Annotated in this window: 25 protein-coding genes; 21 read left to right on the top strand and 4 right to left on the bottom strand. The window is 72.8% G+C overall.

Annotated features, from left to right (window positions below; all coding sequences use genetic code 11):
- Nucleotides 1–4: 4 nt before the first annotated feature.
- The 8 genes from ABZ234_RS17065 (at nt 5) to ABZ234_RS17030 (ending at nt 7,570) form a co-directional block, all read left to right on the top strand.
- Nucleotides 5–793 carry an enoyl-CoA hydratase-related protein gene (locus ABZ234_RS17065; protein WP_267944634.1) on the top strand — a complete coding sequence of 263 codons (789 nt, stop codon included), beginning with the start codon at nt 5–7 and terminating at the stop codon, nt 791–793.
- 97 nt (nt 794–890) lie between these two features.
- Nucleotides 891–1,868 (top strand): 1,2-phenylacetyl-CoA epoxidase subunit PaaA, encoded by a 978-nt coding sequence (gene paaA / locus ABZ234_RS17060; RefSeq protein WP_355012706.1) that lies wholly within the window; start codon nt 891–893, stop codon nt 1,866–1,868.
- Entirely contained in the window at nt 1,865–2,182 is a 318-nt protein-coding gene (gene paaB, locus ABZ234_RS17055) for a 1,2-phenylacetyl-CoA epoxidase subunit PaaB (RefSeq protein WP_355012705.1), read from the top strand. The genes paaA and paaB overlap by 4 nt, the downstream gene beginning before the upstream one ends.
- A gap of 44 nt (nt 2,183–2,226) precedes the next feature.
- The gene (gene paaC / locus ABZ234_RS17050; RefSeq protein WP_352985238.1) at nt 2,227–3,105 is read left to right on the top strand and encodes a 1,2-phenylacetyl-CoA epoxidase subunit PaaC; all 879 of its coding nucleotides are present in this window, start codon (nt 2,227–2,229) and stop codon (nt 3,103–3,105) included.
- Complete coding sequence (paaD, locus tag ABZ234_RS17045) at nt 3,099–3,620, top strand: 1,2-phenylacetyl-CoA epoxidase subunit PaaD (RefSeq protein ID WP_267944630.1); 522 nt, start codon at nt 3,099–3,101, stop codon at nt 3,618–3,620. Before paaC ends, paaD begins: the two co-directional genes overlap by 7 nt.
- A gap of 2 nt (nt 3,621–3,622) precedes the next feature.
- Nucleotides 3,623–4,726 carry a 1,2-phenylacetyl-CoA epoxidase subunit PaaE gene (gene paaE / locus ABZ234_RS17040; protein ID WP_355012704.1) on the top strand — a complete coding sequence of 368 codons (1,104 nt, stop codon included), beginning with the start codon at nt 3,623–3,625 and terminating at the stop codon, nt 4,724–4,726.
- Nucleotides 4,723–5,130 carry a hydroxyphenylacetyl-CoA thioesterase PaaI gene (paaI, locus tag ABZ234_RS17035; RefSeq protein WP_267944628.1) on the top strand — a complete coding sequence of 136 codons (408 nt, stop codon included), beginning with the start codon at nt 4,723–4,725 and terminating at the stop codon, nt 5,128–5,130. Before paaE ends, paaI begins: the two co-directional genes overlap by 4 nt.
- 292 nt (nt 5,131–5,422) lie before the next feature.
- Nucleotides 5,423–7,570 (top strand): LamG domain-containing protein, encoded by a 2,148-nt coding sequence (locus tag ABZ234_RS17030; protein WP_355012703.1) that lies wholly within the window; start codon nt 5,423–5,425, stop codon nt 7,568–7,570.
- Between the two features lie 129 nt (nt 7,571–7,699).
- Here ABZ234_RS17030 and ABZ234_RS17025 read toward each other — a convergent pair whose 3' ends face one another.
- Nucleotides 7,700–8,902, bottom strand: coding sequence for an MFS transporter (locus ABZ234_RS17025; protein WP_267944626.1), 1,203 nt, complete (start codon nt 8,900–8,902; stop codon nt 7,700–7,702).
- Nucleotides 8,903–9,176: 274 nt separating this feature from the next.
- Complete coding sequence (locus tag ABZ234_RS17020) at nt 9,177–10,163, bottom strand: LacI family DNA-binding transcriptional regulator (protein WP_352985350.1); 987 nt, start codon at nt 10,161–10,163, stop codon at nt 9,177–9,179.
- A 744-nt stretch (nt 10,164–10,907) separates the two neighbouring features.
- On the opposite strand from ABZ234_RS17020, the gene ABZ234_RS17015 reads away from it, so the two are divergent.
- Nucleotides 10,908–11,270 carry an ADP-ribosylation/crystallin J1 gene (locus ABZ234_RS17015; protein WP_355012749.1) on the top strand — a complete coding sequence of 121 codons (363 nt, stop codon included), beginning with the start codon at nt 10,908–10,910 and terminating at the stop codon, nt 11,268–11,270.
- A 57-nt stretch (nt 11,271–11,327) separates the two neighbouring features.
- Here ABZ234_RS17015 and ABZ234_RS17010 read toward each other — a convergent pair whose 3' ends face one another.
- Nucleotides 11,328–11,480 carry a hypothetical protein gene (locus ABZ234_RS17010; RefSeq protein WP_267944625.1) on the bottom strand — a complete coding sequence of 51 codons (153 nt, stop codon included), beginning with the start codon at nt 11,478–11,480 and terminating at the stop codon, nt 11,328–11,330.
- Between the two features lie 472 nt (nt 11,481–11,952).
- Between ABZ234_RS17010 and ABZ234_RS17005 the strand changes: the two genes are divergently transcribed.
- The 3 genes from ABZ234_RS17005 to ABZ234_RS16995 all read left to right on the top strand — a co-directional run bounded on the left by ABZ234_RS17005 (nt 11,953) and on the right by ABZ234_RS16995 (nt 14,920).
- Nucleotides 11,953–12,114, top strand: a complete 162-nt coding sequence (locus ABZ234_RS17005) for an LPXTG cell wall anchor domain-containing protein (protein WP_267944624.1) — start codon at nt 11,953–11,955, stop codon at nt 12,112–12,114.
- Nucleotides 12,111–13,589 (top strand): glycosyltransferase family 2 protein, encoded by a 1,479-nt coding sequence (locus tag ABZ234_RS17000; RefSeq protein WP_355012702.1) that lies wholly within the window; start codon nt 12,111–12,113, stop codon nt 13,587–13,589. The genes ABZ234_RS17005 and ABZ234_RS17000 overlap by 4 nt, the downstream gene beginning before the upstream one ends.
- 221 nt (nt 13,590–13,810) lie before the next feature.
- Entirely contained in the window at nt 13,811–14,920 is a 1,110-nt protein-coding gene (locus tag ABZ234_RS16995) for an LLM class flavin-dependent oxidoreductase (RefSeq protein ID WP_355012701.1), read from the top strand.
- A 54-nt stretch (nt 14,921–14,974) separates the two neighbouring features.
- Here ABZ234_RS16995 and ABZ234_RS16990 read toward each other — a convergent pair whose 3' ends face one another.
- Entirely contained in the window at nt 14,975–15,418 is a 444-nt protein-coding gene (locus ABZ234_RS16990; RefSeq protein ID WP_355012700.1) for a hypothetical protein, read from the bottom strand.
- A 239-nt stretch (nt 15,419–15,657) separates the two neighbouring features.
- Between ABZ234_RS16990 and ABZ234_RS16985 the strand changes: the two genes are divergently transcribed.
- The 9 genes from ABZ234_RS16985 to ABZ234_RS16945 all read left to right on the top strand — a co-directional run bounded on the left by ABZ234_RS16985 (nt 15,658) and on the right by ABZ234_RS16945 (nt 26,277).
- On the top strand, nt 15,658–16,278 hold the full coding sequence (locus tag ABZ234_RS16985; RefSeq protein ID WP_355012699.1) for an FMN reductase: 621 nt from the start codon (nt 15,658–15,660) through the stop codon (nt 16,276–16,278).
- Nucleotides 16,279–16,474: 196 nt separating this feature from the next.
- The gene (locus ABZ234_RS16980; RefSeq protein WP_355012698.1) at nt 16,475–17,773 is read left to right on the top strand and encodes an extracellular solute-binding protein; all 1,299 of its coding nucleotides are present in this window, start codon (nt 16,475–16,477) and stop codon (nt 17,771–17,773) included.
- Nucleotides 17,774–17,782: 9 nt separating this feature from the next.
- Complete coding sequence (locus tag ABZ234_RS16975) at nt 17,783–18,730, top strand: sugar ABC transporter permease (RefSeq protein WP_355012697.1); 948 nt, start codon at nt 17,783–17,785, stop codon at nt 18,728–18,730.
- Nucleotides 18,727–19,566: a carbohydrate ABC transporter permease gene (locus tag ABZ234_RS16970; RefSeq protein WP_355012696.1), complete on the top strand. Its 840-nt coding sequence runs from the start codon at nt 18,727–18,729 to the stop codon at nt 19,564–19,566. Before ABZ234_RS16975 ends, ABZ234_RS16970 begins: the two co-directional genes overlap by 4 nt.
- On the top strand, nt 19,563–20,384 hold the full coding sequence (locus ABZ234_RS16965) for an IclR family transcriptional regulator (protein ID WP_355012695.1): 822 nt from the start codon (nt 19,563–19,565) through the stop codon (nt 20,382–20,384). Before ABZ234_RS16970 ends, ABZ234_RS16965 begins: the two co-directional genes overlap by 4 nt.
- Before the next feature lie 112 nt (nt 20,385–20,496).
- Nucleotides 20,497–21,168, top strand: a complete 672-nt coding sequence (locus ABZ234_RS16960; protein WP_355012694.1) for a maleylpyruvate isomerase family mycothiol-dependent enzyme — start codon at nt 20,497–20,499, stop codon at nt 21,166–21,168.
- 199 nt (nt 21,169–21,367) lie between these two features.
- The gene (locus tag ABZ234_RS16955; RefSeq protein ID WP_355012693.1) at nt 21,368–22,087 is read left to right on the top strand and encodes a nuclear transport factor 2 family protein; all 720 of its coding nucleotides are present in this window, start codon (nt 21,368–21,370) and stop codon (nt 22,085–22,087) included.
- A 539-nt stretch (nt 22,088–22,626) separates the two neighbouring features.
- On the top strand, nt 22,627–24,762 hold the full coding sequence (locus tag ABZ234_RS16950; RefSeq protein ID WP_355012692.1) for a glycoside hydrolase family 48 protein: 2,136 nt from the start codon (nt 22,627–22,629) through the stop codon (nt 24,760–24,762).
- 84 nt (nt 24,763–24,846) lie between these two features.
- On the top strand, nt 24,847–26,277 hold the full coding sequence (locus tag ABZ234_RS16945; protein ID WP_267944611.1) for an endo-1,4-beta-xylanase: 1,431 nt from the start codon (nt 24,847–24,849) through the stop codon (nt 26,275–26,277).
- The last annotated feature ends 76 nt before the right edge of the window (nt 26,278–26,353 follow it).

The following is a 26,353-nucleotide window of genomic DNA, read 5'->3' as shown; positions in this document are numbered from 1 at the left end:
AGCGTTGAGCGAACAGAGGGCGGCGGAGTTCGTCGAGGCCGACGGGATCGCCACGGTGCGCCTGAACAGGCCCGCGCTGACCCGCGAGGTCAAGGAGGAGCTGCTGGCGGCGCTCCGGGGCGCGGCGGCCTCCACCACGGCCCGCGCCGTACTGCTGCTGGGGTCGGCCAAGGCCTTCTGCGTGGGCCAGGACCTGGCAGAGCACGCGCGGATCCTCGAGGAGGAGCCGGGGCAGGCTCTCACCACGGTGCGCGAGCACTACAACCCGATCGTGCTGGCCCTGGAGGGCATCCAGGTGCCCGTGGTGGTCGGGATCGGCGGGGCGTGCGTCGGGGCCGGCCTGGGGTTCGCCCTGGCCGGGGACGTGCGCATCGCCGCGCGCAGGGCCAAGTTCGGCACGGCCTTCACGGGCATCGGGCTGGCCTCGGACTCCGGCCTGGCCTACCGCCTGGTGTCGTCGCTGGGACAGGCGCGGGCCATGGAGCTGATGCTCCTGGGCACCGTCGTCGGTGCGGACCGCGCCCTGGAGCTGGGCCTGGTCACCGAGGTCGTGGAGGACGACGCCTGGGAGGGGCGCGCCCGCGAGGTCGCCGCCCTGCTCGCCTCGGGCCCGACCAGCGCGTTCGTGGCCGCCAAACGCGAGGTCCGCTCGGCCGCCGACGGCGCCCGTGACCTGCCCGAGCTGCTGGAGGAGGAGGCCGACCTCCAGAACCAGCTCGGGATGACCGCGGACCACGCCGGGGCGGTCGAGGCCTTCCTGGCCAAGCGGGCCCCGACCTTCGGCGGCGGCTGAGCTGGGGGATCCCCCCGCCCCGGGGACTTGCCCGGGCGGGGGAATCCGGGGATACTAATTACTGACCGAACGTTCGGTTATGAATGGGGAACGATCAATGTCCACCGTGACGGCCCAGGAGACGCCCCCCGGCGCAGACCTGGAACACCAGGCGGAGTTCGACGCCAAGGTCGCCGCCGACCAGCGCATCGAGCCGCGTGACTGGATGCCCGAGGCCTACCGCAGGACCCTGGTGCGCCAGGTCTCCCAGCACGCCCACTCGGAGATCATCGGCATGCAGCCCGAGGGCGACTGGATCGCCTCCGCGCCCAGCCTGCGGCGCAAGGCCATCCTGCTGGCCAAGGTCCAGGACGAGGCCGGGCACGGCCTGTACCTGTACGCCGCGGCCGAGACCCTCGGCGTGGACCGCGCCGACCTGACCGAGCGCCTCATCGAGGGACGCCAGAAGTACTCCTCGATCTTCAACTACCCGTCGCTGACCTTCGCCGACGTCGGCGTGATCGGCTGGCTGGTCGACGGAGCCGCGATCTGCAACCAGGTCCCGCTGTGCCGCAGCTCCTTCGGCCCCTACTCCCGCGCCATGGTGCGCATCTGCAAGGAGGAGTCCTTCCACCAGCGGCAGGGCTACGAACTGCTCATGCGGATGATGGAGGGCACCGAGGGCCAGCGCCGGATGGTCCAGGACGCCGTCAACCGGTGGTGGTGGCCCTCCCTGATGATGTTCGGCCCGCCGGACGCCGAGTCGCCCAACACCCGCCAGTCCATGGCCTGGCGCATCAAGCGCGACACCAACGACGACCTCCGCCAGAAGTTCGTCGACATGAGCGTCCCCCAGGCCGAGAAGCTGGGCGTCACCCTCCCCGACCCCGAACTGGCCTGGAACGGGGAGCGCGGCCACTACGACTTCGGCGAGCCCGACTGGGCCGAGTTCAAGCAGGTCGTCTCCGGAGCCGGCCCCAAGAACGCCGAGCGCGTCGCGCGCCGCCGCGCCGCCCACGAGAAGGGCGCGTGGGTCCGCGAGGCCGCCACCGCCTACGCCAGGAAGCACCAGAGCACCGAGGAGGCCACGGTATGAGCGACGACGGCACCGGCGCCACCGGGGCGGCCCGCCCCGAGTGGCCCCTCTACGAGGTCTTCGTCCGCGGCAAGCGCGGCCTGAACCACGTCCACGTGGGCTCCCTGCACGCGCCCGACCACACCATGGCGCTCCACAACGCCCGCAACCTCTACACCCGACGCAACGAGGGCGTCAGCATCTGGGTGGTGCTCGCGCAGGACATCACCGCGTCCAGCCCCGACGAGAAGGACCCCTTCTTCGCGCCCAGCGGTGACAAGGTCTACCGCCACCCGACCTTCTACCCCATCCCCGAGGACGTCCCGCACATCTAGCGCGGACGACGGGACCGGGGAACACGAGGCCAAAGGAAACAACCATGAGTGGCGACACCATCTTCACCGCCCTGACCGAGGAGCACGGCGGCGACGCCCGCTGGGCCTTCGGCACCGGCTTCACCGACGCCCTCGCGGGCGTGGACACCACCCTCCCCGCGGGGGTGGACGGCGGCGACCTCGCGCTGTACTGCCAGATGCTCGGCGACGACGCCCTCGTCCAGGCGCAGCGCCTCGTCGAATGGGTGACCGACGCGCCCGAACTGGAGGAGGAGGTGGCGCTGGCCAACATCGCCCTCGACCTCCTCGGCCAGGCGCGCCTGCTGCTGGCCCGCGCCGGCCAGGCCGACGGCACCGGCCGCGACGAGGACGCCTTCGCCTACCGGCGGGGCCCCACCGAGTTCCGCAACGTGCACCTGGCCGAGGCCCCCCGGGGCGACTTCGCCCGGGCCGTGGTCACCCTGCTGGCCCTGTCCAGCTCCCGGCTCGCCCTGTTCGCCCGGCTCACGGACAGCAAGGACCCCGTGCTCGCCGCGATCGCCGCCAAAGCGGTCAACGAACTCGCCTACCACCGCGAGTACGCGGTCTCCTGGACCCTCCGCCTGGGCGACGGCACCCCCTACTCCCGCGAGCGCACGGCCGAGGCCGTCGCCGCCGTGTGGCCGCTCACCGGCGAACTCTTCGCCACCCACCCCGTCGAGGCGCGCCTGGCCGGCCAGGGCGTGGGCGTGGACCCGGCCACCGTGCGCGACGAGGTCCACGCCGTCCTCGCCCGGGTGCTGGTCGAGGCCACGCTGGACGCCCCCGCGCCCTTCCCCGAGAGCGCCACCGCCGGGCGCGACGGCAGGCACACCGAACTCCTCGCCCCGCTGCTCGACGAACTCCAGAAGGTGGCCAGGGAGCACCCGGAGGCGACATGGTAGCCACGGACCGGACCACCGGCCCCGAACGCGCCCGGGCGGCGGCCGCGGCGGTCACCGACCCCGAACTGCCCATGCTCACCCTCGCCGACCTGGGCATCCTGCGCCGGGTCGAGATCGAGGAGGACGGGACCGCGGCCGTGTGGATCACCCCCACCTACTCCGGCTGCCCTGCGCTGGCCGAGATGCGCGCCGACGTGGACCGGGCCGTGCGCGGCGCGGGCTTCGACCGGGTGGAGGTGCGCACCGAGCTGTCCCCGCCCTGGACCACCGACTGGATCACCGACGAGGGCAGGCGCAAGCTCTCCGAGAACGGCATCTCACCGCCCGGCGGGGCGCCCCGCCGGGCGCCGGGGCCCGTGCCGCTGACCCTGATGCCCACCCGCACCGTTCCGCGCTGCCCGCTGTGCGGCGCGGCCGACACCGAGGAACTGTCCCGGTTCGGCGCGACCTCCTGCAAGTCGCTCCACCGCTGCCGGTCCTGCCTCGAACCGTTCGAGCACGTCAAGGAGATCTGACAGTGACCACACCCGTCACCGACGCCGGGCAGGCCCCGCCGCGCCGCCGGGGCGCCTTCCACCGGCTGCGCGTGGCCGCCGTCGAGCGCCTGTGCGACGACGCCGTCGCCGTCACCTTCGAGGTGCCCGACCACCTGGCCGAGGAGTACGCGTTCGCCCCCGGGCAGTCGCTCACCCTGCGCCGCGAGGTCGACGGCGTGGAGGAACGGCGCAGCTACTCCATCTGCGCCCCTGTCGGGGAGGCCCCCCGCGTGGGCGTGCGCCTGGTACCCGACGGCCTGTTCTCCGGATGGCTGGTGAACGAGGTCCGGCCGGGCGACGAGGTCGAGGTGGGCGCGCCCACCGGACGCTTCAGCCCCGACCTGGGCGCCTCGGCCCGCCACGTGATGATCGCCGCCGGCTCGGGCATCACCCCGGTGCTGTCGATGGCCTCGTCCCTGCTGCGCCGCACCGGGTCCCACGTCACCCTGCTGTACGGCAACCGCCGCAGCGACACGGTGATGTTCGCCGACGACGTGGCCGACCTCAAGGACGCGTACGGGCACCGCTTCGAGCTGGTGCACGTGCTCTCCCGCGAGCCGCGCGAGGCCGACCTGTTCACCGGGCGCCTGGACGGCGGGAAGCTGGAGGCGCTCCTGGACACGGTCGTCGCCGCCGACGCCGCCGACCACTGGTGGCTCTGCGGGCCCTACGGGATGGTCACCGACGCCAGGGAGGTCCTGGAGGGCCGCGGCGTGCCCGGCGACCGCATCCACCAGGAGCTGTTCTTCGTCGAGGGTGCGGAGCCGCCCCCTCAGGCCAGGCACGAGGAGCCCGGGGTGGAGGGGCCCTCCAGCGAGGTCACCGTCGTCCTGGACGGCCGAACCAGCACCCTGACCCTGCCGCGCGGCGTACCTGTGCTCGACGCGGCCCAGCGCTACCGCCCCGACCTGCCCTTCGCCTGCAAGGGCGGCGTGTGCGGGACCTGCCGGGTGAGGGTCTGCGAGGGGGAGGTGCGGATGCTGCGCAACTACGCGCTCAGCGACGCCGAGGTGGAGGCCGGGTACGCCCTGTCCTGCCAGTCCGTCCCCGAGACCGACACCGTGACCGTGGACTTCGACTCGTGAGCGCCCGCAACGAGACCGCCTGGCGGATGTTCGAGGCCGACCGCGCGTCCAAGAACCTGGGGATGCGCCTGGTCCGGGCCGACCACGGCACCGCGGTCGTGGAGATGACCGTCGGCCCGATGATGGTGAACGGGCACGGGATCGCCCACGGCGGATACGTGTTCACCCTCGCCGACACCGCCTTCGCCTGCGCGTGCAACACGGACGGGGGAGGGGTGACGGTGGCCTCCGGCGCGGACGTGACCTTCGTGGCCGCCGCCCACGAGGGCGACGAGCTCGTGGCCACCGCCCAGGAGCGGACGCTGTTCGGCCGCAGCGGCCTCTACGACGTCACCGTGCGCCGGGGCGAGGAGGTCGTCGCCGAGTTCCGGGGGCGCAGCCGCACCCTGCCCGGCCGCACCTGACGCGCGACGGGACCCGACACACGTGGGACCGGGCCGATGAGGGCCCGGCCCCACGTGTGCGCGGGGGACGCGCCGGCGCCCGGGACGTTGCCGACGGCCCGCCTCCTCCCGCGCCCGGCGGTCCGGTGGCCATGACCGGACACGGGGGCAGGGGTTTACCCCGATGTCAGGGCGAGTGTCGGACCTTGTGGGCGAAAAGCGACTCTTGTTGCCTATGTGGGGTTCTGGGTAATTTCTTCCTGTTCTGTTTCGAAGCCCGTACGCGGGCCCCAGCCAGACAGGCGTCCCCCACATGCGTCGTTCCCTGACCCGTACGACGGCGGCCGCGGCCGCCCTCGCACTGGCCCTCTCCCTCCTCGGGCAGTCCCCCGCACTGGCCGAGGACATCCGTCCGCCCGACCGCCCCGACACCTCCACGCTCACCGCGCGAGGCGAGGTCTGCTCCACGGACCCGGACGATCCCACCCTTCTCAACAGCACTGCGCTCACCCTGGGCGCGCTCATCGCCCACCCCGACGCCGCCACGGTGTCCCAGCAGGTCAAGGCCCAGTTCGAGTGGGGCCTCGAAGGCGCGGAGGAACCGCTCGGCAGCGCGGACTCCGCGTACGTCTCGCAGGCTCCTGGCGCTCCCCCCGTGTCGCGCTCGGTCACCGCGAGGAACCTGCCCGAGGAGGTCCTGATCGGCTACCGCGCCCGGGGCCACGACACCCGGGCGTGGGGCGAGTGGTCCGACCGGTGCTGGATCGAGATCAGCACGAGCAAGCCCGCGGCGCCGCCGACCGTCACCTCCGACGACTACCCCGCCGACAACAGGTTCCACGGTGCACCTGGGCAGCCGGGCGACTTCACGTTCGACGCCAACGGCGTGGACGACGCGGTCGCCTTCTACTACGGTCTGGGCGGCTCGTGTGCGACGCGGGTGGAGGCCGACGCCCCCGGCGGGTCGGCGACCGTGTCGATCACGCCGACCAGGGACGGTCCGCAGAGGCTGTACGCGCGTTCCGTGGACGCCCACGGCAATTCGTCCTCCTGCGCGAGCGTGCACTCCTTCATGGTGGCGCCGTTGGCGAATCCGGTCGCCTACTTCCGCCTCGACGAGGGAGAGGGGGCCGTCGCGCACGACTACATGATCGATGGAAGGGCCGCCGAGGGTACCGGCGTGATCGACTGGACCCGTGGGAGGGTGGGGGCGCGCACCGGAGCCGCCTACCGCCTGGAGCGTGCGGCGGTCGTCACGTCCGACGGCCACCTCCGTACGGAGGAGTCGGTCGTCGACACCTCCGGCGCGTTCACGGTGACGGCCTGGGTGCGTCTGGACGACACGGGTGAGGACGCCGTCGCCGTCTCCCAGGACGGTGAGCACGTCAGCGGTTTCCAGCTCGGCTACGACGCCTCCGAGGACGCGTGGGTGTTCCAGCGGGCCGGTCGGGACGGCCCGGACGCGGGGTTCGATCACAGGGCGTCCTCGAGCGCCCCCGTGCAGACCGGGGTCTGGACCAGGCTGACCGGATCCTCCGATCCTTCCACGGGCGAGCTCTCGCTGTACGTGGACGGCGTGCACCAGGAGACGGTCGAGCAGACCCCGGCGGATACGGCCGAAGGGGCCTTCGTCATCGGGGGAGGTCAGGCCGGTGGCGGGTTCGCGGGCACGTGGCCCGGAGCGGTCGACGACGTGCTGGCGTGGAATCGCGCCCTCACCACGGAGGACGATGAGGCGTCCGACAGGCGATCCGAGATCTGGCAGACGGCCAACCAGCCGGTCGTTCCGGAGGGGACCTGGTGGCTCCGTGAGGTCGAGGGTGACACAGCCGATGACACCTCGGACCACGGGCTGGATGCGACACTCCACGGCAACCCCGACACGGTGTGGGAGGGCGTGTTCAACGACTGGGTCTTCGAACCTGGAATTCTCCTCGACGCCGCTGAAGGGGAGCACCTGCGCACCGACGGACCCGCCGTGCGGACCGATCGCAGTTTCACCGCCTCGGCGTGGGTGCGCCTTGACGACGGAGGAGCGGACGCGGTCGCACTGTCCCAGAGCGGCTCCGGAACCAGCGGCTTCGCGCTCGGCTACGACGCCGGACTCGGACGCTGGGTCTTCGAGGTGCCCGTCCGGGACGGTACCGGGTCGGTCGAGGTCCACCGTGTCACATCGACCGCGTCCGCGCCGATCGGCGAGTGGGTGTCCCTCGCTGGTGTGTACGACCACACTGACGGAACGCTCACCCTCTACATCGACGGTCGCCGTGACGGAGGCACGGAACGGGTCGGAGCTTGGCACGCCGACGGGGATGTGGTCATCGGGGGCGCGGGCCACGCCGAAGGCGTGGAACGTCCCTGGGCCGGCGGCATCAGCCTGACCCAGTTGCACCAGGGTGCCGCACTCGACCGCGAGATCAGCAACATCGAGTTCGGCGTTCTCCCCATGCCGCCCTCGTGAGCCCTGATCCGAACTGGCCGGGGTCAGAAACCGAACGGGTTCCGGGCCGTCGACCACGGCCCGGAAACTTCCGGGGCCGGACCTCCCGCGCCGGGGAGGCTGCTTCGGCCTCCCCGGCGCAGCCCGGACTCAGGGGGCCGTGCTGAAGCTCGGAGACTCCGCCCCGGCGCCCTCCCGGGCGCCTCCCGCGCGGGGGCGGTCCAGGAAGCCCGCCAGCACGGCGATGCCCAGGCCCACGACGGCCAGCAGCGCGCCGATCGCGGCGGGGGAGGTGTAGCCCAGGCCCGCGCTGATCCCGACGCCGCCCAGCCAGGCCCCGCCCGCGTTCGCCAGGTTGAAGGCGGAGTGGTTCGAGGCCGCGGCCATGGTCGGCGCCGCCCCGGCCCTGTTCATCACCAGGACCTGGAGCGGGGTGCACACGCCGAACCCCACCGCCCCCAGGACGACCAGGCTGACCGCCGCCGTCCAGGGGTTGTGCACGGTCACGGTGAACAGCGCCAGCACGATCGCCAGCGCGGCGAGGGAGCCGTAGATGGTGGGGCGCAGCGCGCGGTCGGCCAGGGGCCCCACGACCAGGGAGCCCAGGGTCATGCCGACCCCGAACAGGGCCAGGACGACCGGCACGGACGACGCGGACATCCCCGCCAGCTCGGTCATCATCGGCGAGACGTAGCTGTAGACGGCGAAGACCCCGGCGAAACCGAAGACCGCGGTGGTCAGGCCGAGCACGACCTGGGGGCGTCCCAGCTCGGACAGCTCCTGGCGCAGGCCAGCCCCCGGCGCCGCGGGCTGGCGCGGCACGAACGCCGCGACGCCCAGGGTGGCGAGCAGGGCGATGCCGGAGACGACCAGGAAGGCGGCGCGCCATCCCATCGCCTGGCCCAGGAAGGTGCCCACCGGCACCCCGACGATGTTGGCCACGGTCAGGCCCAGGAGGACGCGCGACACCGCCGTCGCCTGGCGGCCGGGGCCGGCCATCTGCGCGGCGACCAGGGATCCCACGCCGAGGAAGGCCCCGTGCGGCAGGCCGGCCAGGACCCGGGAGGCGAAGACGGCCCCGTAGGAGGGCGCCAGGACGGTGGCGAGGTTGCCCGCGAGGAAGAGTCCCATGAAGAGCAGCAGGACCGTCTTGCGGGGGACCCGTGTGCTGAGCGCGGTGAGCAGCGGCGCGCCGACGACCACGCCCAGCGCGTAGGCGGAGATGAGGTAGCCGGCGGTGGGGACCGAGACGCCGAGGTCGGCGGCGACGTCGGGCAGCAGTCCCATGATGACGAACTCGGTGGTACCGATGGCGAAGGCCCCGAGGGCCAGGGCGAGCAGGGCCAGAGGCATGGGTGGGCCCTCCAGACAAGGGACGGGGAAGAGACGGGGATCGCGGCGGGCGCCGTCGCCCGGAAAGCCCGCGCCTCGGCGACCCTGCCGGAGCGCCGAGGCGCGCAAGGGTCGTTTGGCACGTGCTAAATCCAGCCTCGCAGCACGGCCGGGGGGTTCTCAAACGATTCCGGTGTGATCTGTCCCGTGCGGGGGGAGAGCCTCACCACTCCCGCGTCCGGGCCGGACCCGCAGCGGGGGCAGGCCCCGGAGGGGCCGCCCCGGCGGGGCCGGATCAGCGCCGCGGAGGAGGTCCGGTGCTGCTCCGGACGGTGAGCACGGGCTCCAAGACCAGGTGTCGGCTCCCGGTGCGCCCGTCGTCCAGGCGCTCGGCCACCGAGCGGACCGCGAGCCGGGCCATCTGCGCCGCGTCCTGGCGCACGGAGGTGAGCCGCAGGAAGGGCAGGCGGGCCGTGCGGCTGTCGTCGTAGCCCACCACGGACATGTCGTCCGGAACGGAGGTCCCGGCGCGGACCAGGGTTCCCGCCAGGCCCAGGGCGCACAGGTCGTTGCACGCGACCACGGCGGTCGGGGGCCGGACCCGGGAGAGCAGCGTGCGCGCCGCCCGGGCCCCGGACTCCTCGGTGTAGTCGCCGGGGAGGACGTCGACGCGCCCGGAGAGCCCGTGGGCGGCCATCCCCTCCCGGTACCCCCTCAGGCGCTCACGTGCTCCGGGCAGGTCGCCCCCGTCGACGTGGGCGATGTCGCCGTGCCCCAGGGAGACCAGGTGGTCGACGGCCTGGCGGACCCCGCGCGCGTCGGCGGTCCGGACGCTGTCGGTGCCGGGCGCGCCGGTGCGCTGCCCGATCTCCACCACCGGCACGAGTTCGGCGACCTTGGCCAGGTCGGCCGGGGCGGCGGCGGACATGCCGATGAGGATGAGGGCCTCGCACCGCAGGCCCAGGAGGTCGTCGACGGACTCGCGCTCGGTGCGGGTGGGCAGCATGGCGCTGAGGACGACGCTGTAGTCGAGTTCGGCCGCCACCGGGTAGACGGCCTCGACCACGTGCGCGTCGAGGGGGTGTTCCAGGGTGAACAGCACGCCGACCTGGCGGCTGCGCGTCCGGCGCAGGAGGCGGGCGGCGGTGTCGGCCCGGTAGCCGAGCTCCTCGGCCGCGCGCAGGATCTGCTCGCGGGCGGAGGCGCTGGGGCCGGGGCGCCCGCCGAGGACGAGGGAGACCAGCTGCCGGGAGACGCCCACGCGGGCGGCGACGTCGGCCATGGTCGGGCGCCGGGCGGGCCGCTGCCCCCCGGGCCCGCCCGCGTCGGGGTCACCGGGCTTCGGCATCTGCGTCCCCTCGGACTCGCTGGTGTAAGCGCATCGTACTGCGGGGCGCGGCCCCGGCCGTCCGGGTGCCGTCCGCGTCCTCGGCGCGGGGCGCCGGGAGGGCGCGACACCTCGCGGAGGAGATGTGGGAGCCGGGGGTCCGTGCCGGGGGCCTCGTCCCGCGGGCGGGCCCCGGCCTTCCGCCGGAGCGGCGGGGCGACCCCGGCACGCGCACGTGCGGGAGGCACGGGGAGCGGCGGTCGGGGGAAGGGCGGTGAAAAGGGTCCGGGGACGTGCCGGTGTGGCGGCACGTCCCCGGACGTAGCTGTGGCCCACGTCCCCCAACGCGGGCCACAGCGGGCGCGGCCAGTGTGCACTGAGTGCGGTCTGGCCGCTGGGAAGGCGGATGCAGCGACTGAATACGTGCCGGAAACCCCCATTGCCGACACGAGCGCGTGCATCCGCGCTTGGTTTGTGGTGGGAGCGCCTCACAGGACCTGGGTGGGTGTGGGAAGACTACGGGGTCGGGGTTCGGTCTGGGGCGCTTCACCTGTGAGAACGCTTCGTCTGATTGTGGTGTTCCCGTTCCTCGCACCGATTTTCGGTCCGGCCGGTAAAAAGCGGGTGCTGACTGGGGCAAGGGATGTCTATGCTCCTGCTGTGAACAGCACAGCAGGGGGCGCGGGCACGCCGGGGACGATGACCCTGTGGCGGCCCACAGGGCCCCGGGAACTCGCCCTGGCCAGGGATTCCGGCTGGCGGGAGTGGCCGCCGCGGCTGCCGGAGCAGCCCATTTTCTACCCGGTCCTGAACCGGGGGTACGCGGAGAGGATCGCCAGGGAGTGGAACCTGCCACGCGACGGTGAGGGGCACGTCACCCGGTTCCGCGTGGACGCCGGATTCGCGTCCCGGTACCCCGTGAGGCAGGCGGGCGGACGCACGATCCTGGAGCTGTGGGTGCCCGCGGAGGAGCTGGCGGAGTTCAACGCCCACCTGCGCGGCCCGATCGAGCTGGTGTGGTCCTACCTGCCCGAGCACCCCGAGGGGGTCTCCCCCCGCTGACGGGAGGGGAGCGGGCGGGACCCCGGCCGCAGGGGCGGGGTCCCGCCGGTCGGCGTGTCAGGCGTCGGGCACGAGTGCCAGGTCGGGGTCCAGGTCCGTGAGGGCGGCGAGGACGTCGCCGAAGGCGTCCGCGAGCACGACGGGCTCGCGGTCGGTGCGGTCGGTGGCCGGTGCGGAGGGGTCGCGTCGGGGGTCGAGGGTGGTGGCCATGGGGTTCCGGGCGCGGGGGCCGGTGGGGCGCGCCCTCCTCCTTCTCGTGTGATCACGTGCTCGGACGTCCCGGTCGCCGTGACTCCCGGTGACCGCGGGGTTCGGGTCAGGGATAGCACGCGGTGACGACCGTTCGGCTTGCGTCGCACCGGTCTCCCTTCCCCGGGAGGTGTCCGGTCCCTGGGCATGGTCATACCCGCGCACCACATCCGCGTGAACAGACGGCCTCCGGCCTGTGGACGGAGTGCCGGAGCGGGCCGGGCCGACCGTCCGGCGGACCGCTCGGCCACCGGCTCCGGTACAGCGTTCCGGACATGTCGGTCCCGCGCACGCTCCGGTGTCCGCACCCCCGGCGGAGCGGTTCGCGAACCATGCCCCGGTCTTTGCGTGAAATTGGCCTTTCTCTTTTGGAGGCGAGGACGTTCCGTGGGAGACATGTGACGTAAAGTCACCCGATCTCGAGGAAGTCCACATGCCCTACGGGTACTCCACAGGTTCCGGAGCGACGCTCGCAGCGACGGGGTTCGCCGCCGGCTACCTCTGGCTGGTCGTCGTCGGCCTCGTCCTGGTCGTCGCCGGAGCGCTGCTCGTCCGCGTCTCCTTCCGCCGGGACAGGGGGCCGCTGGAGCGATGACCCTCACTTTCCGCGACGCGGACCGGTCCGGGGGCCGGACCCGGCCGCCGCATGACCCGGTCCTGCCCACCGCCAGGACCGCGCGCCCCGGCGCGATGGCGTTCCTGGGGATGCTCGCGTTCGCCGCGTTCACCGTGTGGGGCATGGCCCACGTGGTCGGCGCGGTCGGCGGGTTCCACGAACCCCGGGCGAGCCTGGCCATGGTGTGGCTCGCCTCGTTCCTGCTCCTGTGGTGGGCGCCCTTCGCCTGGCTGGAGAGGCCCGTCCGCGCGACCGCCGACGAACAGGTGGCGCTCGACTCCCTGACCGTGACGGTCCAGGTCCCCGTCTACAACGAGGACCCGCTGGTCCTGCGCGCGTGCCTGGACTCGGTCCTCGCGCAGAGCCGCACGGTGGACCGTGTGCGGGTCGTCGACGACGGGTCCGTGGACGCCGACGGGGAGCCCGTGGACTACGGCGGCATCCGCGACGCGTTCCTCGCCCGGGCCGCCGGCCTCGGGGTGGAGGCCACCTGGGACCGCACCGCCAACCGCGGCAAGCGCTTCGCCCAGATGCACGTGCTCGCCGAGGACGACGCCGACGTCTTCGTCACCCTCGACAGCGACTCGGTGCTCGACCGCCACGCCGTGAGGGAGGGCCTCGCGCCCTTCGCCGATCCGCGGGTGCAGTCGGTGGCGGGCCACGTCCTGGTGCTCAACAGGGACGCCAACCTGCTCACCAGGCTCACCTGTGTGCTCTACCTGCCGTTCACCCGGGGCCTGCGCAGCGCCCAGTCGGTCCTGCGCCGGGTGACGATCAACTCCGGCACCCTGGCCTTCTACCGGGCACAGACGGTCCGCGAGAGCGCGGGGGCCTACGAGAACGAGCACTTCTGGGGCCGTCCCATGCAGATGAACGACGACTCCATGCTCACCTTCTACGCCCTGCTCAAGGGCGACACCGTCCACCAGCCGTCCGCGATCGTCTTCACCCTCGTCCCGGAGCGCCCGCGCCACTACTTCGGCCAGCAGCTGCGCTGGATGAGGGGGACGACGGTGCGGCACCTGTGGTGGCTGAGGTACATGCCGCTGCGCGGCGTGGTGTTCTGGGGGACGGTGACCGAGTACCTGCACATGTTCGTGGCCTACGCGGTTCCGCTGCTCGTGCTGTGCGACGAGGGCCTGCGCGAACAGTGGAGGTCCATCGCGGTCGCCGCACTCGTGATCGGCCTGGCGATCAACTACATCATGGCGCTGCGCCTGTTCACCGTGCGCAGGAGCGACGAGTCGGCGGGCTACCTGCTCCTGCTGTACCTGGTCTCCCCCGCGGCCGCGGTGTGGAGGCTCCTGGTGCTGCGGCCCCTGTACCTCTACGCGATGCTGACCTGCAGGCGGATCACCCGCTGGGGCACCAGGGAGGGGGTCGAGGTCGCCATGGCCGGCGGTTCCCCGCAGGCGGAACCCGGGGCCGCCGCCCGGAGCGCCTCCCCTGGGTGAGGGAGCGGGGCGGTCGGAGGCGGGGGGAGGGGACCCATGAACCGAGGGGACCCCTCCTCCCGCACGGGGCGCCCCGGACCCCGGGGCGGCGGTCCCTCGGGGCGCCGCCGTCCACGCCCTCCGCTCCGGGAGCGCCGGGGAATACCTGTGTCGCCCCACCCGTTCCCCGTGATATCTTCATAGGAAATTACTTCTCAGGAAACAATATCGGGGAGCAGGCCATGCAGTTCGGAATCTTCTCAGTCAGCGACGTGACCACCGACCCGACGACGGGACGCACGCCGACCGAGGCCGAGCGGGTCAAGGCGATGGTCGCGATCGCGCTCAAGGCGGAGGAGGTCGGCCTCGACGTCTTCGCCACCGGAGAGCACCACAACCCGCCGTTCGTGGCGTCCTCCCCGACGACGATGCTCGGCTACATCGCGGCGCGGACCGAGAAGCTGATCCTGTCCACCTCCACCACGCTGATCACCACCAACGACCCGGTGAAGATCTCCGAGGACTTCGCGATGCTGCAGCACCTGGCCGACGGCCGGGTGGACCTGATGATGGGCCGCGGCAACACCGGCCCCGTCTACCCCTGGTTCGGCCAGGACATCCGCCAGGGCATCCCGCTGGCGCTGGAGAACTACAACCTGCTCCACCGCCTGTGGAGGGAGGACGTCGTCAACTGGGAGGGCAAGTTCCGCACCCCCCTCCAGGGCTTCACCTCCACGCCCCGGCCCCTGGACGGGGTGCCGCCGTTCGTCTGGCACGGCTCGATCCGCAGCCCGGAGATCGCCGAGCAGGCCGCGTACTACGGTGACGGCTTCTTCCACAACAACATCTTCTGGCCGGCCACGCACACCAAGAAGCTGATCTCCCTGTACCGGCGCCGCTTCGAGCACTACGGCCACGGCAAGGCCGACCAGGCCGTCGTCGGCCTCGGCGGGCAGGTCTTCATGCGCAAGAACTCCCAGGACGCGGTCAAGGAGTTCCGCCCCTACTTCGACAACGCCCCCGTCTACGGCGGCGGGCCCAGCCTGGAGGAGTTCACCCGCGAGACCCCGCTGACCGTGGGAAGCCCGCAGGAGGTCATCGACCGCACCCTGGCCTTCCGGGACTCCTTCGGCCACTACCAGCGCCAGCTCTTCCTCATGGACCACGCCGGCCTGCCGCTGAAGACGGTCCTGGAGCAGCTGGACCTGCTCGGCGAGGAGGTCGTCCCGGTGCTGCGCAAGGAGTTCGCGGCCGGGCGGCCCGCCCACGTCCCCGACGCCCCGACCCACGCCTCCCTGCTGGCGGCCAAGGGCGCCGGGGGCGACAAGGGTGGGCAGACCGGCCGCGCCTGAGCCCCGGCCCGCCCGGCCCGGGGTGCGGGTGCGCCCCGCACCCCGGAGCGGGTGTCAGGCGAGGGTGCCCGGCGCCGCCGGGGAGGCGCTCCCGGCGAAGTACGCCCTGGCGCCCCCGGAGTAGAGCAGCGCGATCACGGTGAAGGCGAACGCGGCGGCGACGAGCTCCGGGAGCCCCGCGACCGGGGTGAAGGCCAGGGCGAGGATGCCCACGCCGTAGACGGCGTTGACGCCCAGGGCCGCGGGCCGCGCCGCGGGACGGCCCCGGGCGACCATGACGGTGAGCGCCAGCGAGGCGGCCCCGTACACGAGGGCGACGGCGGCGGCCACGAAGATGGCCCAGGCCGGGACCTCGGTCGCGGTCGGCATCGAGGGCGCGGCCTGCGCGGCGAACCCGCCGAGGAGGGCGAGCCCGCCGGCTCCGAGCTGGTAGAGGGTGATCAGGATCAGCAGGACGAGGACCGCGGTGACGCTCGACGGTCTGGTACGTGCGTTCATGTGACGTTTCCTCCGCGCTAGGGGACGTCTCCTCCCAGGCACATAGCCGCAGGGAAGGGCCCTACACGTGAGCCGCACGGGCGCCGGGGCGTTCCCCCAGGTGGTGCGGGGGAAACTCATGCGTTCCCGAGGAGCTCGGCCGACCGGTCACGGGGAATAGGCCCCGGGGGCCGGACGTTCCGAGTGTTACCCTTTCCAGGAAACTTCTTCTTAGAAAACCTTTCGCGTGGAGGCCAGGCATGAGCACCCGAAGGATCGTCACCGTGTCGGCGGGGCTGAGCACCCCGTCCTCCACCCGGCTGCTGGCCGACCGGCTCACCGCCGCCACCGAGGCCTCGCTGGCCGACCGGGGGGAGAAGGCCGAGACCCGGGTCGTGGAGCTGCGCGACCTGGCCCACGACATCATGAACGCCATGACGACCCGGGTGCCCACCGGGGAGCTCCCCGGGGTCCTGGAGGACATCGCCGCCGCCGACGGCGTCATCGCCGTGACCCCCGTGTTCAACGCCTCCTACAGCGGCCTGTTCAAGTCGTTCTTCGACATCGTCGAGCCCGAGGCCCTGGACGGGACGCCGGTGCTCGTCGCCGCGACCGGCGGCAGCCCGCGCCACTCGCTGGTGCTGGAGCACGCCCTGCGCCCGATGTTCGCCTACACCCGCTCCGTGGTCGTGCCGACCGGCGTGTACGCGGCCTCGGAGGACTGGGGGGCGGGAGGCGGCGGCGGTCGGGAGCTGTCCGAGCGCGTCGACCGCGCCGCACGGCAGCTGGCCCTGCTCGCGGCCGACCACGCCCCCGGGGCCGACGACCCCTACGAGGAGCCCACGTCGTTCGCGGAACTGATGTCCGGCCTGGGAGCCTGACCCCCCGCCGCACCCCGAACACGCCCGACCGGGGCGGATCCACGGCGCGCAGTGCACTGCACTGCGCGCCTCCGTTGTGCCCTGCACAACATTGGCACTCCTCCCTTCAACGGAGTCGGACCGAGTGACTACGGTCACTCCACCAGGCTGTCGGTCCCCACCGACCCCACCCCACCGGCCTGGTGAGGGAGTACCGATGCGATTCTCAGGACCCGCGCGCGCCTGCGCGCTCCTCGGGCTTGCCGCCCTTGTCTCCGCGTGCGCGCCCCTCCAGACCAGCGGCGCCGCCTCCGGTGTCGACGAGACGGAGGGAACCCTCCGCGTCTGGCTGTTCTCCGAGGTCGACCAGGCCCCCAAGGAGCGGGTCGTGGCGGCGGCGGTGGAGGAGTTCGAGGCCGCGCACGACGGGGTCGAGGTCGAGGTCCAGTACATCCCGGTGGAGACCCGCGCGGAGCGCTTCCAGGGTGCCTTCCTCGACCCCGCCTCCGCCCCCGACGTCGCCGAGTACGGCAACACCGACCTGGCCGGGTACGTGGAGTCCGCGGGCCTGGCCGACCTCACCGAGGACCTGGCCGACTGGGAGCCCCGCGCGGACATCTCCGACGACGTCGCGGCCACCGCCCGGGTCGACGGCGCCGACTACGGCGTGCCCTGGTTCCTCGGCGTGCGCGCCCTCTACTACCGCACCGACGTCCTCGGGGACCTCGGGCTGGAGGTCCCCCGGACCCTGCAGGAGGTCGTGGAGACCGGCCGGGCGGTGCGCGAGGACGACCCGCGGATGCTGGGCGTCTCCGCCGGCGGCGCCTACACCTACGCGATGATGCCGTTCGTCTGGGCGCACGGCGGCGACATCGCCGAACCCGACGGCGGCTCCTACACCGCGACCATCGACTCCGCCGAGGCCAAGGAGGGCCTGGAGCTGTACGGGCAGATCCTCTCCGACGACGTGTGCCCGCCCCAGACCTGCTCGGAGATGAGAGGGGACGCCTCCGTGCAGAACTTCGTGGCCGGCGGCGCCGCGATGACCATCGGGGGCAACTTCAACCTCAACGCGGTGCGCGCCAGCGACATCGCCGACGACGCCGCGGTCGTACCGCTCCCGGGCACCGAGCCCGGCAGCATCGCCCCGGCCTTCGCCGGGGGCAACAACCTCGGCGTCCTCGCCGGAACCCAGCGGCGCACGCTCTCCGTGGAGTTCGTGAAGCTGCTGGCCGGAAAGGAGTACCAGCTGCGCATGTACGAGGCCATGGGCAACCTGCCCGTCTTCACCGACGTCCGGGCGGAGCTGGCCGCCTCCGACGACGAGATCGCCCCCTTCGTCGAGACCATCGACGCGGGCACCCGGTTCGTCCCGGTCACCCCCTCCTGGGCGACCGTCGACGCCGAGGGCATCCTGCCGGCCATGGTGCAGCGCCTGGCCGCGGGAGACGCCTCGGTCGACCAGGCCGCGGACGAGGCGGCTCGGGCCCTCGACGACGCCTTCGGGCGGGGGTGACGCGCCGACATGGACAACCGGACAGCTCTTCGCCGCCGCCCGACCGGCGGGCCCTCCGGCAACCGGAGCCGAAGGGTCGAACCCTGGGTGTACCTGGTGCCCGCCGCGGTGGTGCTGGGCGGGATGCTCGTCTACCCGCTCTACCAGCTGGTGCTCGTCTCCTTCTTCGACTACCGCCAGCCCCAGGTCACGGGCGCCGAGCCCCTGCGCTTCGTCGGCTGGCAGAACTACCGTGAACTGCTGGCGGACGCCCAGTTCTGGGAGGTGCTGCTCAACACGGTCGGCTTCGCCGCGGCGTGCGTCGCGGGCACGCTCGCCGTGGGCGGAGCGCTGGCCGTGCTCGCCACCCGGCTGACCCCCTGGGTGCGCACCCTGCTCTTCCTCGCCGCACTCGGGGCCTGGGCGACGCCCGCCGTCACCGGCAGCGCGGTCTGGCTCCTGCTGTTCGACCCCACCCTCGGCCCGGTCAACCAGGCACTCGCCGGGCTGGGCCTGACCGAGTTCACCGGGCACTCCTGGACCTACGACAAGTGGTCGGCCTTCGGCCTCGTCGGCGCGCAGGTGGTGTGGTGCTCGTTCCCGTTCGTCATGGTCACCCTCTACGCCGGCATCCGGGCCATCCCCGGGGAGGTCGTCGAGGCCGCGCGTCTGGACGGCGCCTCCACGTCCCGGATCGCCTGGTCGGTGATGCTGCCGATCCTGCGCCCGGCCGTGACCATCGTGACCATCCAGTCGATCATCTGGGACTTCAAGATCTTCACGCAGATCTACGTCATGACCGGGGGCGGCGGGATCGCCGGACAGAACCTCGTGCTCAACGTCTACGCGTACCAGAAGGCGTTCGCCTCGGGCCAGTACGGGCTCGGCTCCGCCATCGGCGTGATCACCACGCTGCTGCTCCTCCTGATCACGCTCGTCTACCTGCGCGCCCTGCGCCGCCAAGGGGAGGTCCTGTGACGCTCCGCCGACTCAGGAACGACATCGCGGGACTGCTCGTCGCGCTGGTCGTCGCCCTGCCGCTCTACTGGATGCTGCTCTCGGCGCTCAGGCCGCGCGCCGAACTGGAGGCCGGCGACACCACGCCCTACACCCTCGCCCCGTCCCTGGACTCGTTCCGACGGGTGCTCACGGTCGACGGGTTCGGCCAGTACCTGCTGAACAGCGCGCTGGTGGCGGTCGTGGTCGTGACCGCCTCGACCCTCTGCGCGTTCCTGGCCGCGGTGGCGCTCACCCGCTACCGCTTCCGGCTCCGCACCACCCTGCTCGTCATGGTGCTGGTGGCGCAGATGGTCCCGGTGGAGGCGCTGACCATCCCGCTGTTCTTCCTCATGCGCGCCGTGGGCCAGGGGGTCCCCGAACTGGGCCTGAACCACCTGGGATCGCTCATGCTGGTGCACACGGCGTTCGCCCTGCCGCTGGCGATCTGGATGCTGCGCAGCTTCGTCTCGGCGGTCCCCCGGGAGCTGGAGGAGGCGGCCTGGCTGGACGGCGCCGGAAGCCTCGCCTTCGTCACCCGGGTGCTCTTCCCCCTCGTGGCCCCGGGCGTGGTGGCCTGCAGTATCTTCTCGTTCATCATGACGTGGAACGACTTCCTGTTCGCCCGGACCTTCATCATCTCGGCGCAGGAGAACCAGACGCTGCCGATCGCCCTGCTGTCGCTCTTCAAGCCGGACCAGAACGACTGGGGCGGCATCATGGCGGGCTCGGTCCTGATGACGATCCCCGTCCTGGTGTTCTTCCTGTTCGTGCAGCACCGCCTCGCCTCGGGGCTGGGAGGGGCGGTGAAGGGGTGAACCGGGCCCCGGCGCCCCGGCGCAACTCGTCGGCGTCGCTGCGCCGCGCGCTGGCCATCGTGGACTTCGTCCGGGCGAGCCCGGCCGGGAGCGGCGGCGCGACCCTCACCGAGGTGGCCGAGAACGTGGGGGTGAACAAGAGCACGGTGCTGCGCCTGTCCGTTCCGCTGGTGGAGTACGGCCTGCTCACCCGTGACCCGCGCAGCGGACGGTTCCGCCTGGGCACGGCCGCCCTCACCCTGTGGCAGGCCTACCTGGACGACATGGAGCTGCGCTCGGTCGCCTCGGACCACCTGCGCGACCTCATGAGGCGCACCGGGCACACCTGCCACCTGGTGCTGCTGGACGGCCACGACGTCGTCTACGTGGACAAGGTGGAGAACACGGCCACGGTCCGGATGGCCTCGCGGATCGGCGCGAGGATGCCCGCCTACCGCACCGCGGTGGGCAGGGCGATCCTCGCGTTCTGCCCGGACGACCTCGTGGAGGACGTGGTGGCGGCGGGCCTGCCGGCGGTCACCGCGAGGACGGTGACCGATCCGGCGGTCCTCGCCGGGGAGCTGCGCCGGGTGCGCGAGCGCGGCTACGCCATCGACGACCGGGAGAACGAGCCCGAGGTCCGCTGCGTCGCCGCACCGGTGTTCGACCACAACCGCGACCCCGTGGCGGCGATCAGCGTCTCCTCCCTCGTGAGCCGTCTGCCGGTGGTCGAGGTGCGCAGGCTGGGGCCGGAGGTGGCCGCGGTGGCCGCGCGCATCTCCGCCGAGCTGGGCGGCGGGCAGGTCGAGGCAGCGAGCAGTGCACGTCGGGGCGGGTAGGGGCGCCGCGGCCCCCGCGCTCCCCGGAGCCGCACCCGGGAGGCATCCGCGGGGACCGTCCTCCCCGGGGGCGGCCCCACCCTGGCCTAACGCTGTTAGTTAGGCTCGGGGGATGGACTCCGCGCGCATCTACGAGACGTGTCAGAACCGCCTGCTCGACCTGGCCGCCACCCTCGACGGGGAGCAGCTCGGCACCGTCGTGCCCGCCTGCCCCGACTGGACCGTCAGGCAGGTCTACGCCCACCTCGCCGGGCTCTGCGCCGACGTGGTGCACGGCGACGTCACCCCTCCGGCCGGCGACGAGGTCACCGCGCGCCAGGTCGCCGACCGGGAGGGCCACGGCCTCGAGGCCGTCCTCGCCGAGTGGACCCGCACGACCCCGGCCCTGCTGGAACTCCTCACCGCCCGGAGGCGCAGGCGCCACAGCCTGCCCGCCCTGGACGTGTGGCACCACGAGAACGACGTCCGGGGCGCCCTCGGCCTGCCCGCGCAGACCGAGGACGCCGACCAGCTCGCGGACTTCCCGCTGGGCGGCCTGGCCGGGGGATGGTCGGCGCAGCTCCCGCCGGTGCGCGTGGTCGCGACCGACACCGGCCAGGAGTGGGCGCTCGGCGAGGGCGCCGCGCTCACCCTCAGGGGCACGGCCTTCGAGCTCGCCCGCGCCGTGACCGGTCGGCGCAGCGTCGCCCAGATCCTCGCCATGGACTGGAGCGGCGGCGACGCCGCGTCCGCGGCCCCGTTCCTGCCGACGCTGCCCGCGCCCGCGGCCGACCTGGCCGTGTGAGGGCAACGCGGCCCCGCGCCCCGCGGCCCGGGCCGGCGGCCCCCGACAGCAGGGGGCGGCGCCCGGGGCCTCCGCGTCCGCCGCATGTGCAGAGATGGCCCCGTCTTGGCGAAAGCGGGACCCGGACCGGGCGCAGACTGGGTAGAGAGCCCGACCGGTCAAGGGTTGGCCGCCCGGGCGGGGAGGGGAGGGCCGGACGATGTCCACCCGTACCGAAACGGATCCCCGGTTCGACGGCGGGGCGCTGACGCGCGCCGTCGAGTCGGCGGACGCCGACGCGATGCTCGCGCTGTTCGCGGACGACGCCGAGATGGAGATGATCGACAAGAGGGCTCAGCCCAGCAGGCCGGCGGTCCTGCACGGGAAGGCCGCCATCGCGCCGGCCCTGCGCGAGGTCTTCTCGCGCGACATGACCCACGAGGTCCTCGACTGCGTGGTGGACGCCGACCACGCCGCCTACACCGAGCGCTGCTCCTACCCCGACGGCACCCGGGTCATGAGCATGACCATGCTCGACCTGAGGGACGGGCGGATCTCCCACCAGTCCACGGTGCAGGCCTGGGACGAGCCCGCGGCCCCGCGGCCGGAGACGGGCGACTTCGCCCGGGCGGAGGAGACCGAGGTCCTCGACCGGGCCCGCACGGAGGCACTGCGGGTGGGAGGCCACACCGCCGTCCGGATGACCCTGCGGCCCGGTTGGCGCTGGACGGTGGACATGGCCGAGTCCAGGGGTACCGCGAAGTGCATGGCGAACCACCGCGCCTACGTCGTCTCGGGCGCCCTGCGCTGGCAGATGGACGACGGCACGGAGGGCGAGGTGCACGCCGGACAGGTCGTGTGCCTGCCGCCGAACCACGACGCGTGGGTGCTCGGCGACGAGCCCGTCACCCTGGTCGACTGGCCGGTGGCCGAGGGCTGACCGCCGCGGCGGACCGACACGCCCCGGGGGACGGGGCGCGTCGGTCGCGCGCGTTCCGGAGCGGGCGCGGGGGCCGGTCCCGTCCCGGCTCCGACGGGCCCCGGGACGGAGGGTCCCGCGGTCTCCGGTCCCTCCTTCGGGCACGCTTCCCACTGTCTGTCCGAAAAGCCCCGTAGATCACGAATCCTGGGCCGGATTCCTCTGGTTGACCCCATTGCAGGCGCTTATCAATGGTGTTAACTTTTCGGCACTGCTCATGGGAGCGCTCCCGAAAAGGGATCGGGTCCCCCTGGGCACCGGAAGGCACCGCTAGCGAGACCGGCGCGGACACCGCGCCCCCCATGGCCCCGCACCGTCGACGCCGACGCCGCCGCGGCCAGCGCCCCCCGTCCTCAAGGCCCGCACAAGCCCCCTGTCTCGGCCCCCGCTGCCCCCGCCGAGGCGCCGCCACACCCCGGCCGACGCACCGCCCGGGGCGCCGCGCCCCTGCTCCGCGGCACCGGAGAGGCCCCTGCGGGGCACCCTCCGAGGAGAACGATGTGACCGACCGACCCGCAACCCGCCGCCGCAGACGGCGGTGGCCCCTCCCCGCGGCCGTGAGCGCCGCACTCGTGGCGGCCACCTTCACGGTGGCCCCCTCCGCCCAGGCCGGGCCCGCCGAGCCCGCCTCCACCTACGAGTACACGCCCGTGGCCGACGCGCTCCTGGCCGAGAACCCGGAGATCACCGAGTACGAGGCCTCCTTCCTGGAGCAGTACGACAAGATCAAGGACCCGTCCAGCGGCTACTTCCGCGAGTTCGACGGCCTCCTCGTCCCCTACCACTCCGTGGAGACCCTGATCGTGGAGGCGCCCGACCACGGGCACGCCACCACCTCGGAGGCCTTCAGCTACTACCTGTGGCTGGAGGCGACCTACGGGCGCGTCTCCGGCGACTGGCAGCCGTTCAACGACGCCTGGGCCTCCATGGAGGCCTTCATCATCCCCGGGACCGCCGACCAGCCCACCAACGGCGCCTACGACCCCTCGTCGCCGGCCACCTACATCCCCGAGTCCCTGGATCCCAGCGACTACCCGATGCCGCTCGACCAGGGGGTGGAGGCCGGACAGGACCCCCTCGCGGCCGAGCTCAGCAGCACCTACGGGACCGACGAGGTCTACGGCATGCACTGGCTGCTGGACGTGGACAACACGTACGGCTACGGGTTCTGCGGCGACGGCAGCGACGAGGCCCCCGCCTACATCAACACCTTCCAGCGCGGCTCCAACGAGTCGGTCTGGGAGACCGTGCCCCACCCCTCCTGCGAGACGTTCGCGCACGGCGGCGACGACGGCACCGGCTACCTCAACCTGTTCGTCGACGACCCGCAGGCCTCGGAGCAGTGGCGCTACACCAACGCCCCCGACGCCGACGCGCGCGCCGTCCAGGTCGCCTACCTCGCGCACGAGTGGGCGAGCGAGCAGGGCAACGAGTCCGCCATCGCGGAGAACGTCTCCAACGCGGCGATGATGGGCGACTACCTGCGCTACGCGATGTTCGACAAGTACTTCAAGGAGGTCGGCGACTGCGTCGGCGCCCAGTCCTGCCCGCCCGGAACGGGCAAGGACTCCGCGCACTACCTCATGGCCTGGTACTACTCCTGGGGCGGCGCCCTGGAGAGCGCCCAGTACCCCTGGGCCTGGCGCATCGGCGGATCCTCCGCCCACCAGGGCTACCAGAACGTGATGGCCGCCTACGCGCTCTCGGAGGTCGACGAGCTCCGGCCGCAGTCGGCCACCGGGGCCGACGACTGGGGCACCAGCCTCGACCGCCAGCTGGAGTTCCTCCAGTGGCTCCAGTCCTCCGACGGCGGCATCGCCGGCGGCGCGACCAACAGCTGGGAGGGCACCTACGCGCAGCCCCCCGCGGACACGCCCACCTTCTACGGCATGTTCTACGACGAGAAGCCGGTCTGGCACGACCCGCCCTCCAACCGGTGGTTCGGCTTCCAGGTCTGGGACATCGAGCGCGTGGCCGAGTACTACCGCATCAGCGGGGACGAGCGCGCCGGGGACATCCTCGACTCCTGGGTGCCCTGGGCCATCGCCAACACCACCGTCGGCGAGGGCGGCGACTTCGCCGTCCCGGCCGACATGGAGTGGAGCGGGGCCCCCGACGACTGGACCGGTGAGCCCACGGGCAACCCGGACCTGAGCGTCGAGGTCGTCTCGCACAACCAGGACGTCGGCATCGCCGCCGGCCTGGCCAAGACCCTGATGCACTACGCCGCCGCCACCGGCGACACCGCCTCCCAGGAGACCGCCGAGGGCCTGCTCGACGCGCTGCTGGTCCACCAGGACGACCTGGGCGTCGCCGTCCCCGAGACCAGGGCGGACTACGAGCGCTTCGACGACCCGTTCGACTCCCCGAACGGCGGGCTCTACGTCCCCGACGGCTGGACCGGGCAGATGCCCAACGGCGACGTGATCGACTCCGACTCCACGTTCGCCTCCATCCGCTCCTTCTACGAGCAGGACGAGGACTGGCCGCAGGTCCAGGCCTACCTGGACGGGGGAGAGGCCCCCGAGTTCACCTACCACCGCTTCTGGGCGCAGGTCGACGTGGCCACCGCGCTCGCCACCCACGGCGAGCTGTTCGGCGGCGCGGCCGTGGATGGCGGTGAGGGCGCGGGATAGGCACGGACCACCTCGGGGCCGGGCGCCACGGGCGCCCGGCCCCCCATCCCGCAACGCCACATCGTGGAAAGGTTAGGACACACCATGTCGGAGAACACGGGGCACGCGCGCCGCCGTGCCGGGGCCGTCGCCGCGACCGTCCTCGCGGCGGGCCTGCTCGCCGGGGGCTTCGCGGCCTCCGCCCACGGGCAGGAGGAGCCGCCGGCCGGGACCGCGCAGGAGGAGACCCTCCGGGACCTGGCCGACCAGCGGGGCGTGTTCATGGGCACCGCCCTCGCGTCCCACCGCCTCGGAGAGGCCCAGTACGCGGAGACCGCCTCCGCCGAGTTCAACTCCGTCACCCACGAGAACGACCTCAAGTGGGAGGCGGTCCAACCGCAGCGGGGCCAGTACTCGTGGGCCGGCGCCGACCGGGTCGTGGACTTCGCCGAGGCCAACGGCCAGGACGTCCACGGACACACCCTGGTCTGGCACAGCCAGCTGCCCTCGTGGGTGTCCGGCGGCGGTTTCACGGCCGACGAGCTGCTGGCCGTCATGGACGACCACATCAGCACGACCATGGGCCGCTACGCCGGGCGGATCGACACCTGGGACGTCGTCAACGAGCCCATCGGGGACGACGCGCGGTTCCGGGACTCGGTCTTCCACCGCACCCTGGGGGAGGACTTCGTCGCCGAGTCCCTGCGCATGGCCAGGGCGGCCGACCCCGCGGCGGAGCTGTACATCAACGACTACAGCATCGACGGCGTCAACGCCAAGAGCGACGCCTACTACGACCTGGTCGTCGACCTGCTGGACCAGGGCGTCCCCCTGGACGGGATCGGCTTCCAGAGCCACCTGATCGTCGGACAGGTCCCCGCCAGCATGCGCCAGAACATCGAGCGGTTCACGGACCTCGGGTTGAAGGTGCGGATCACCGAGCTCGACATCCGGATGAACGTCCCCGCGAGCCAGGCCGACCTGGAGCGGCAGGCGGACGACTACCGGGAGGTCGTGACCACCTGCCTGGAGGTCGACGGCTGTACGGGCGTGACCGTCTGGGGCGTCACCGACGCCTACTCCTGGGTCCCCGACCACTTCGACGGCCAGGGCGCGGCCCTGCCCATCGACGAGTCCTACCAGCCCAAACCCGCCTACTGGGCGGTCCACGAGGCCCTCGGGGGCACCCCGGGCCCACAGCCGACCGACCCGCCCACGGAGGAGCCCACCGACCCGGCCGGGGACTGCGAGGCCGAGTACCGCGTCACCAACCAGTGGCCGAACGGCTTCCAGGCCGAGGTGACCGTCACCGCCGGCAGGGACCTCGACGGATGGACCGTGACCTGGGACTTCGGCGGAGGTGAACGCGTCGGCCACGCCTGGAACGCCTCCGTCTCCAGCAGCGGGTCCGCCGTCACCGCCGTGAACGCCGTCCACAACGCCAGGGTCGCGGCAGGCCGGTCCACCTCGTTCGGCCTCACCGGCACCCACGAGGGGACCGTCTCCGCACCGCAACCCGTCTGCACCGGGACCTGACCCCCGCGGGCCCGCCCGCCCCACGACCGGGCGCCGGGGACCGGGGCCGCCTCCCACGGCGGCCCCCGGCCGGCGC

The organism is Nocardiopsis sp. NPDC006198, assembly GCF_040613895.1.
GTDB lineage: Bacteria > Actinomycetota > Actinomycetes > Streptosporangiales > Streptosporangiaceae > Nocardiopsis > Nocardiopsis tropica.
Note: the sequence above shows the minus strand (reverse complement) of the source record. Positions and strands in the feature narration are given on the sequence as shown.

Coding starts and splice junctions, on each gene's coding strand:
- paaB (WP_355012705.1), top strand. CDS start 1,865: ATGAGCGACGACGGCACCGGCGCCACCGGGGCGGCCCGCCCCGAGTGG.
- ABZ234_RS16995 (WP_355012701.1), top strand. CDS start 13,811: ATGCAGTTCGGAATCTTCTCAGTCAGCGACGTGACCACCGACCCGACG.
- ABZ234_RS17010 (WP_267944625.1), bottom strand. CDS start 11,480: ATGGCCACCACCCTCGACCCCCGACGCGACCCCTCCGCACCGGCCACC.
- ABZ234_RS16990 (WP_355012700.1), bottom strand. CDS start 15,418: ATGAACGCACGTACCAGACCGTCGAGCGTCACCGCGGTCCTCGTCCTG.
- ABZ234_RS17005 (WP_267944624.1), top strand. CDS start 11,953: ATGCCCTACGGGTACTCCACAGGTTCCGGAGCGACGCTCGCAGCGACG.
- paaA (WP_355012706.1), top strand. CDS start 891: ATGTCCACCGTGACGGCCCAGGAGACGCCCCCCGGCGCAGACCTGGAA.
- ABZ234_RS17015 (WP_355012749.1), top strand. CDS start 10,908: ATGACCCTGTGGCGGCCCACAGGGCCCCGGGAACTCGCCCTGGCCAGG.
- paaD (WP_267944630.1), top strand. CDS start 3,099: ATGGTAGCCACGGACCGGACCACCGGCCCCGAACGCGCCCGGGCGGCG.
- ABZ234_RS17025 (WP_267944626.1), bottom strand. CDS start 8,902: ATGCCTCTGGCCCTGCTCGCCCTGGCCCTCGGGGCCTTCGCCATCGGT.
- ABZ234_RS17000 (WP_355012702.1), top strand. CDS start 12,111: ATGACCCTCACTTTCCGCGACGCGGACCGGTCCGGGGGCCGGACCCGG.
- ABZ234_RS17030 (WP_355012703.1), top strand. CDS start 5,423: ATGCGTCGTTCCCTGACCCGTACGACGGCGGCCGCGGCCGCCCTCGCA.
- ABZ234_RS16945 (WP_267944611.1), top strand. CDS start 24,847: ATGTCGGAGAACACGGGGCACGCGCGCCGCCGTGCCGGGGCCGTCGCC.
- ABZ234_RS16985 (WP_355012699.1), top strand. CDS start 15,658: ATGAGCACCCGAAGGATCGTCACCGTGTCGGCGGGGCTGAGCACCCCG.
- paaC (WP_352985238.1), top strand. CDS start 2,227: ATGAGTGGCGACACCATCTTCACCGCCCTGACCGAGGAGCACGGCGGC.
- ABZ234_RS16960 (WP_355012694.1), top strand. CDS start 20,497: ATGGACTCCGCGCGCATCTACGAGACGTGTCAGAACCGCCTGCTCGAC.
- ABZ234_RS16955 (WP_355012693.1), top strand. CDS start 21,368: ATGTCCACCCGTACCGAAACGGATCCCCGGTTCGACGGCGGGGCGCTG.
- ABZ234_RS17020 (WP_352985350.1), bottom strand. CDS start 10,163: ATGGCCGACGTCGCCGCCCGCGTGGGCGTCTCCCGGCAGCTGGTCTCC.
- ABZ234_RS16975 (WP_355012697.1), top strand. CDS start 17,783: ATGGACAACCGGACAGCTCTTCGCCGCCGCCCGACCGGCGGGCCCTCC.
- ABZ234_RS16980 (WP_355012698.1), top strand. CDS start 16,475: ATGCGATTCTCAGGACCCGCGCGCGCCTGCGCGCTCCTCGGGCTTGCC.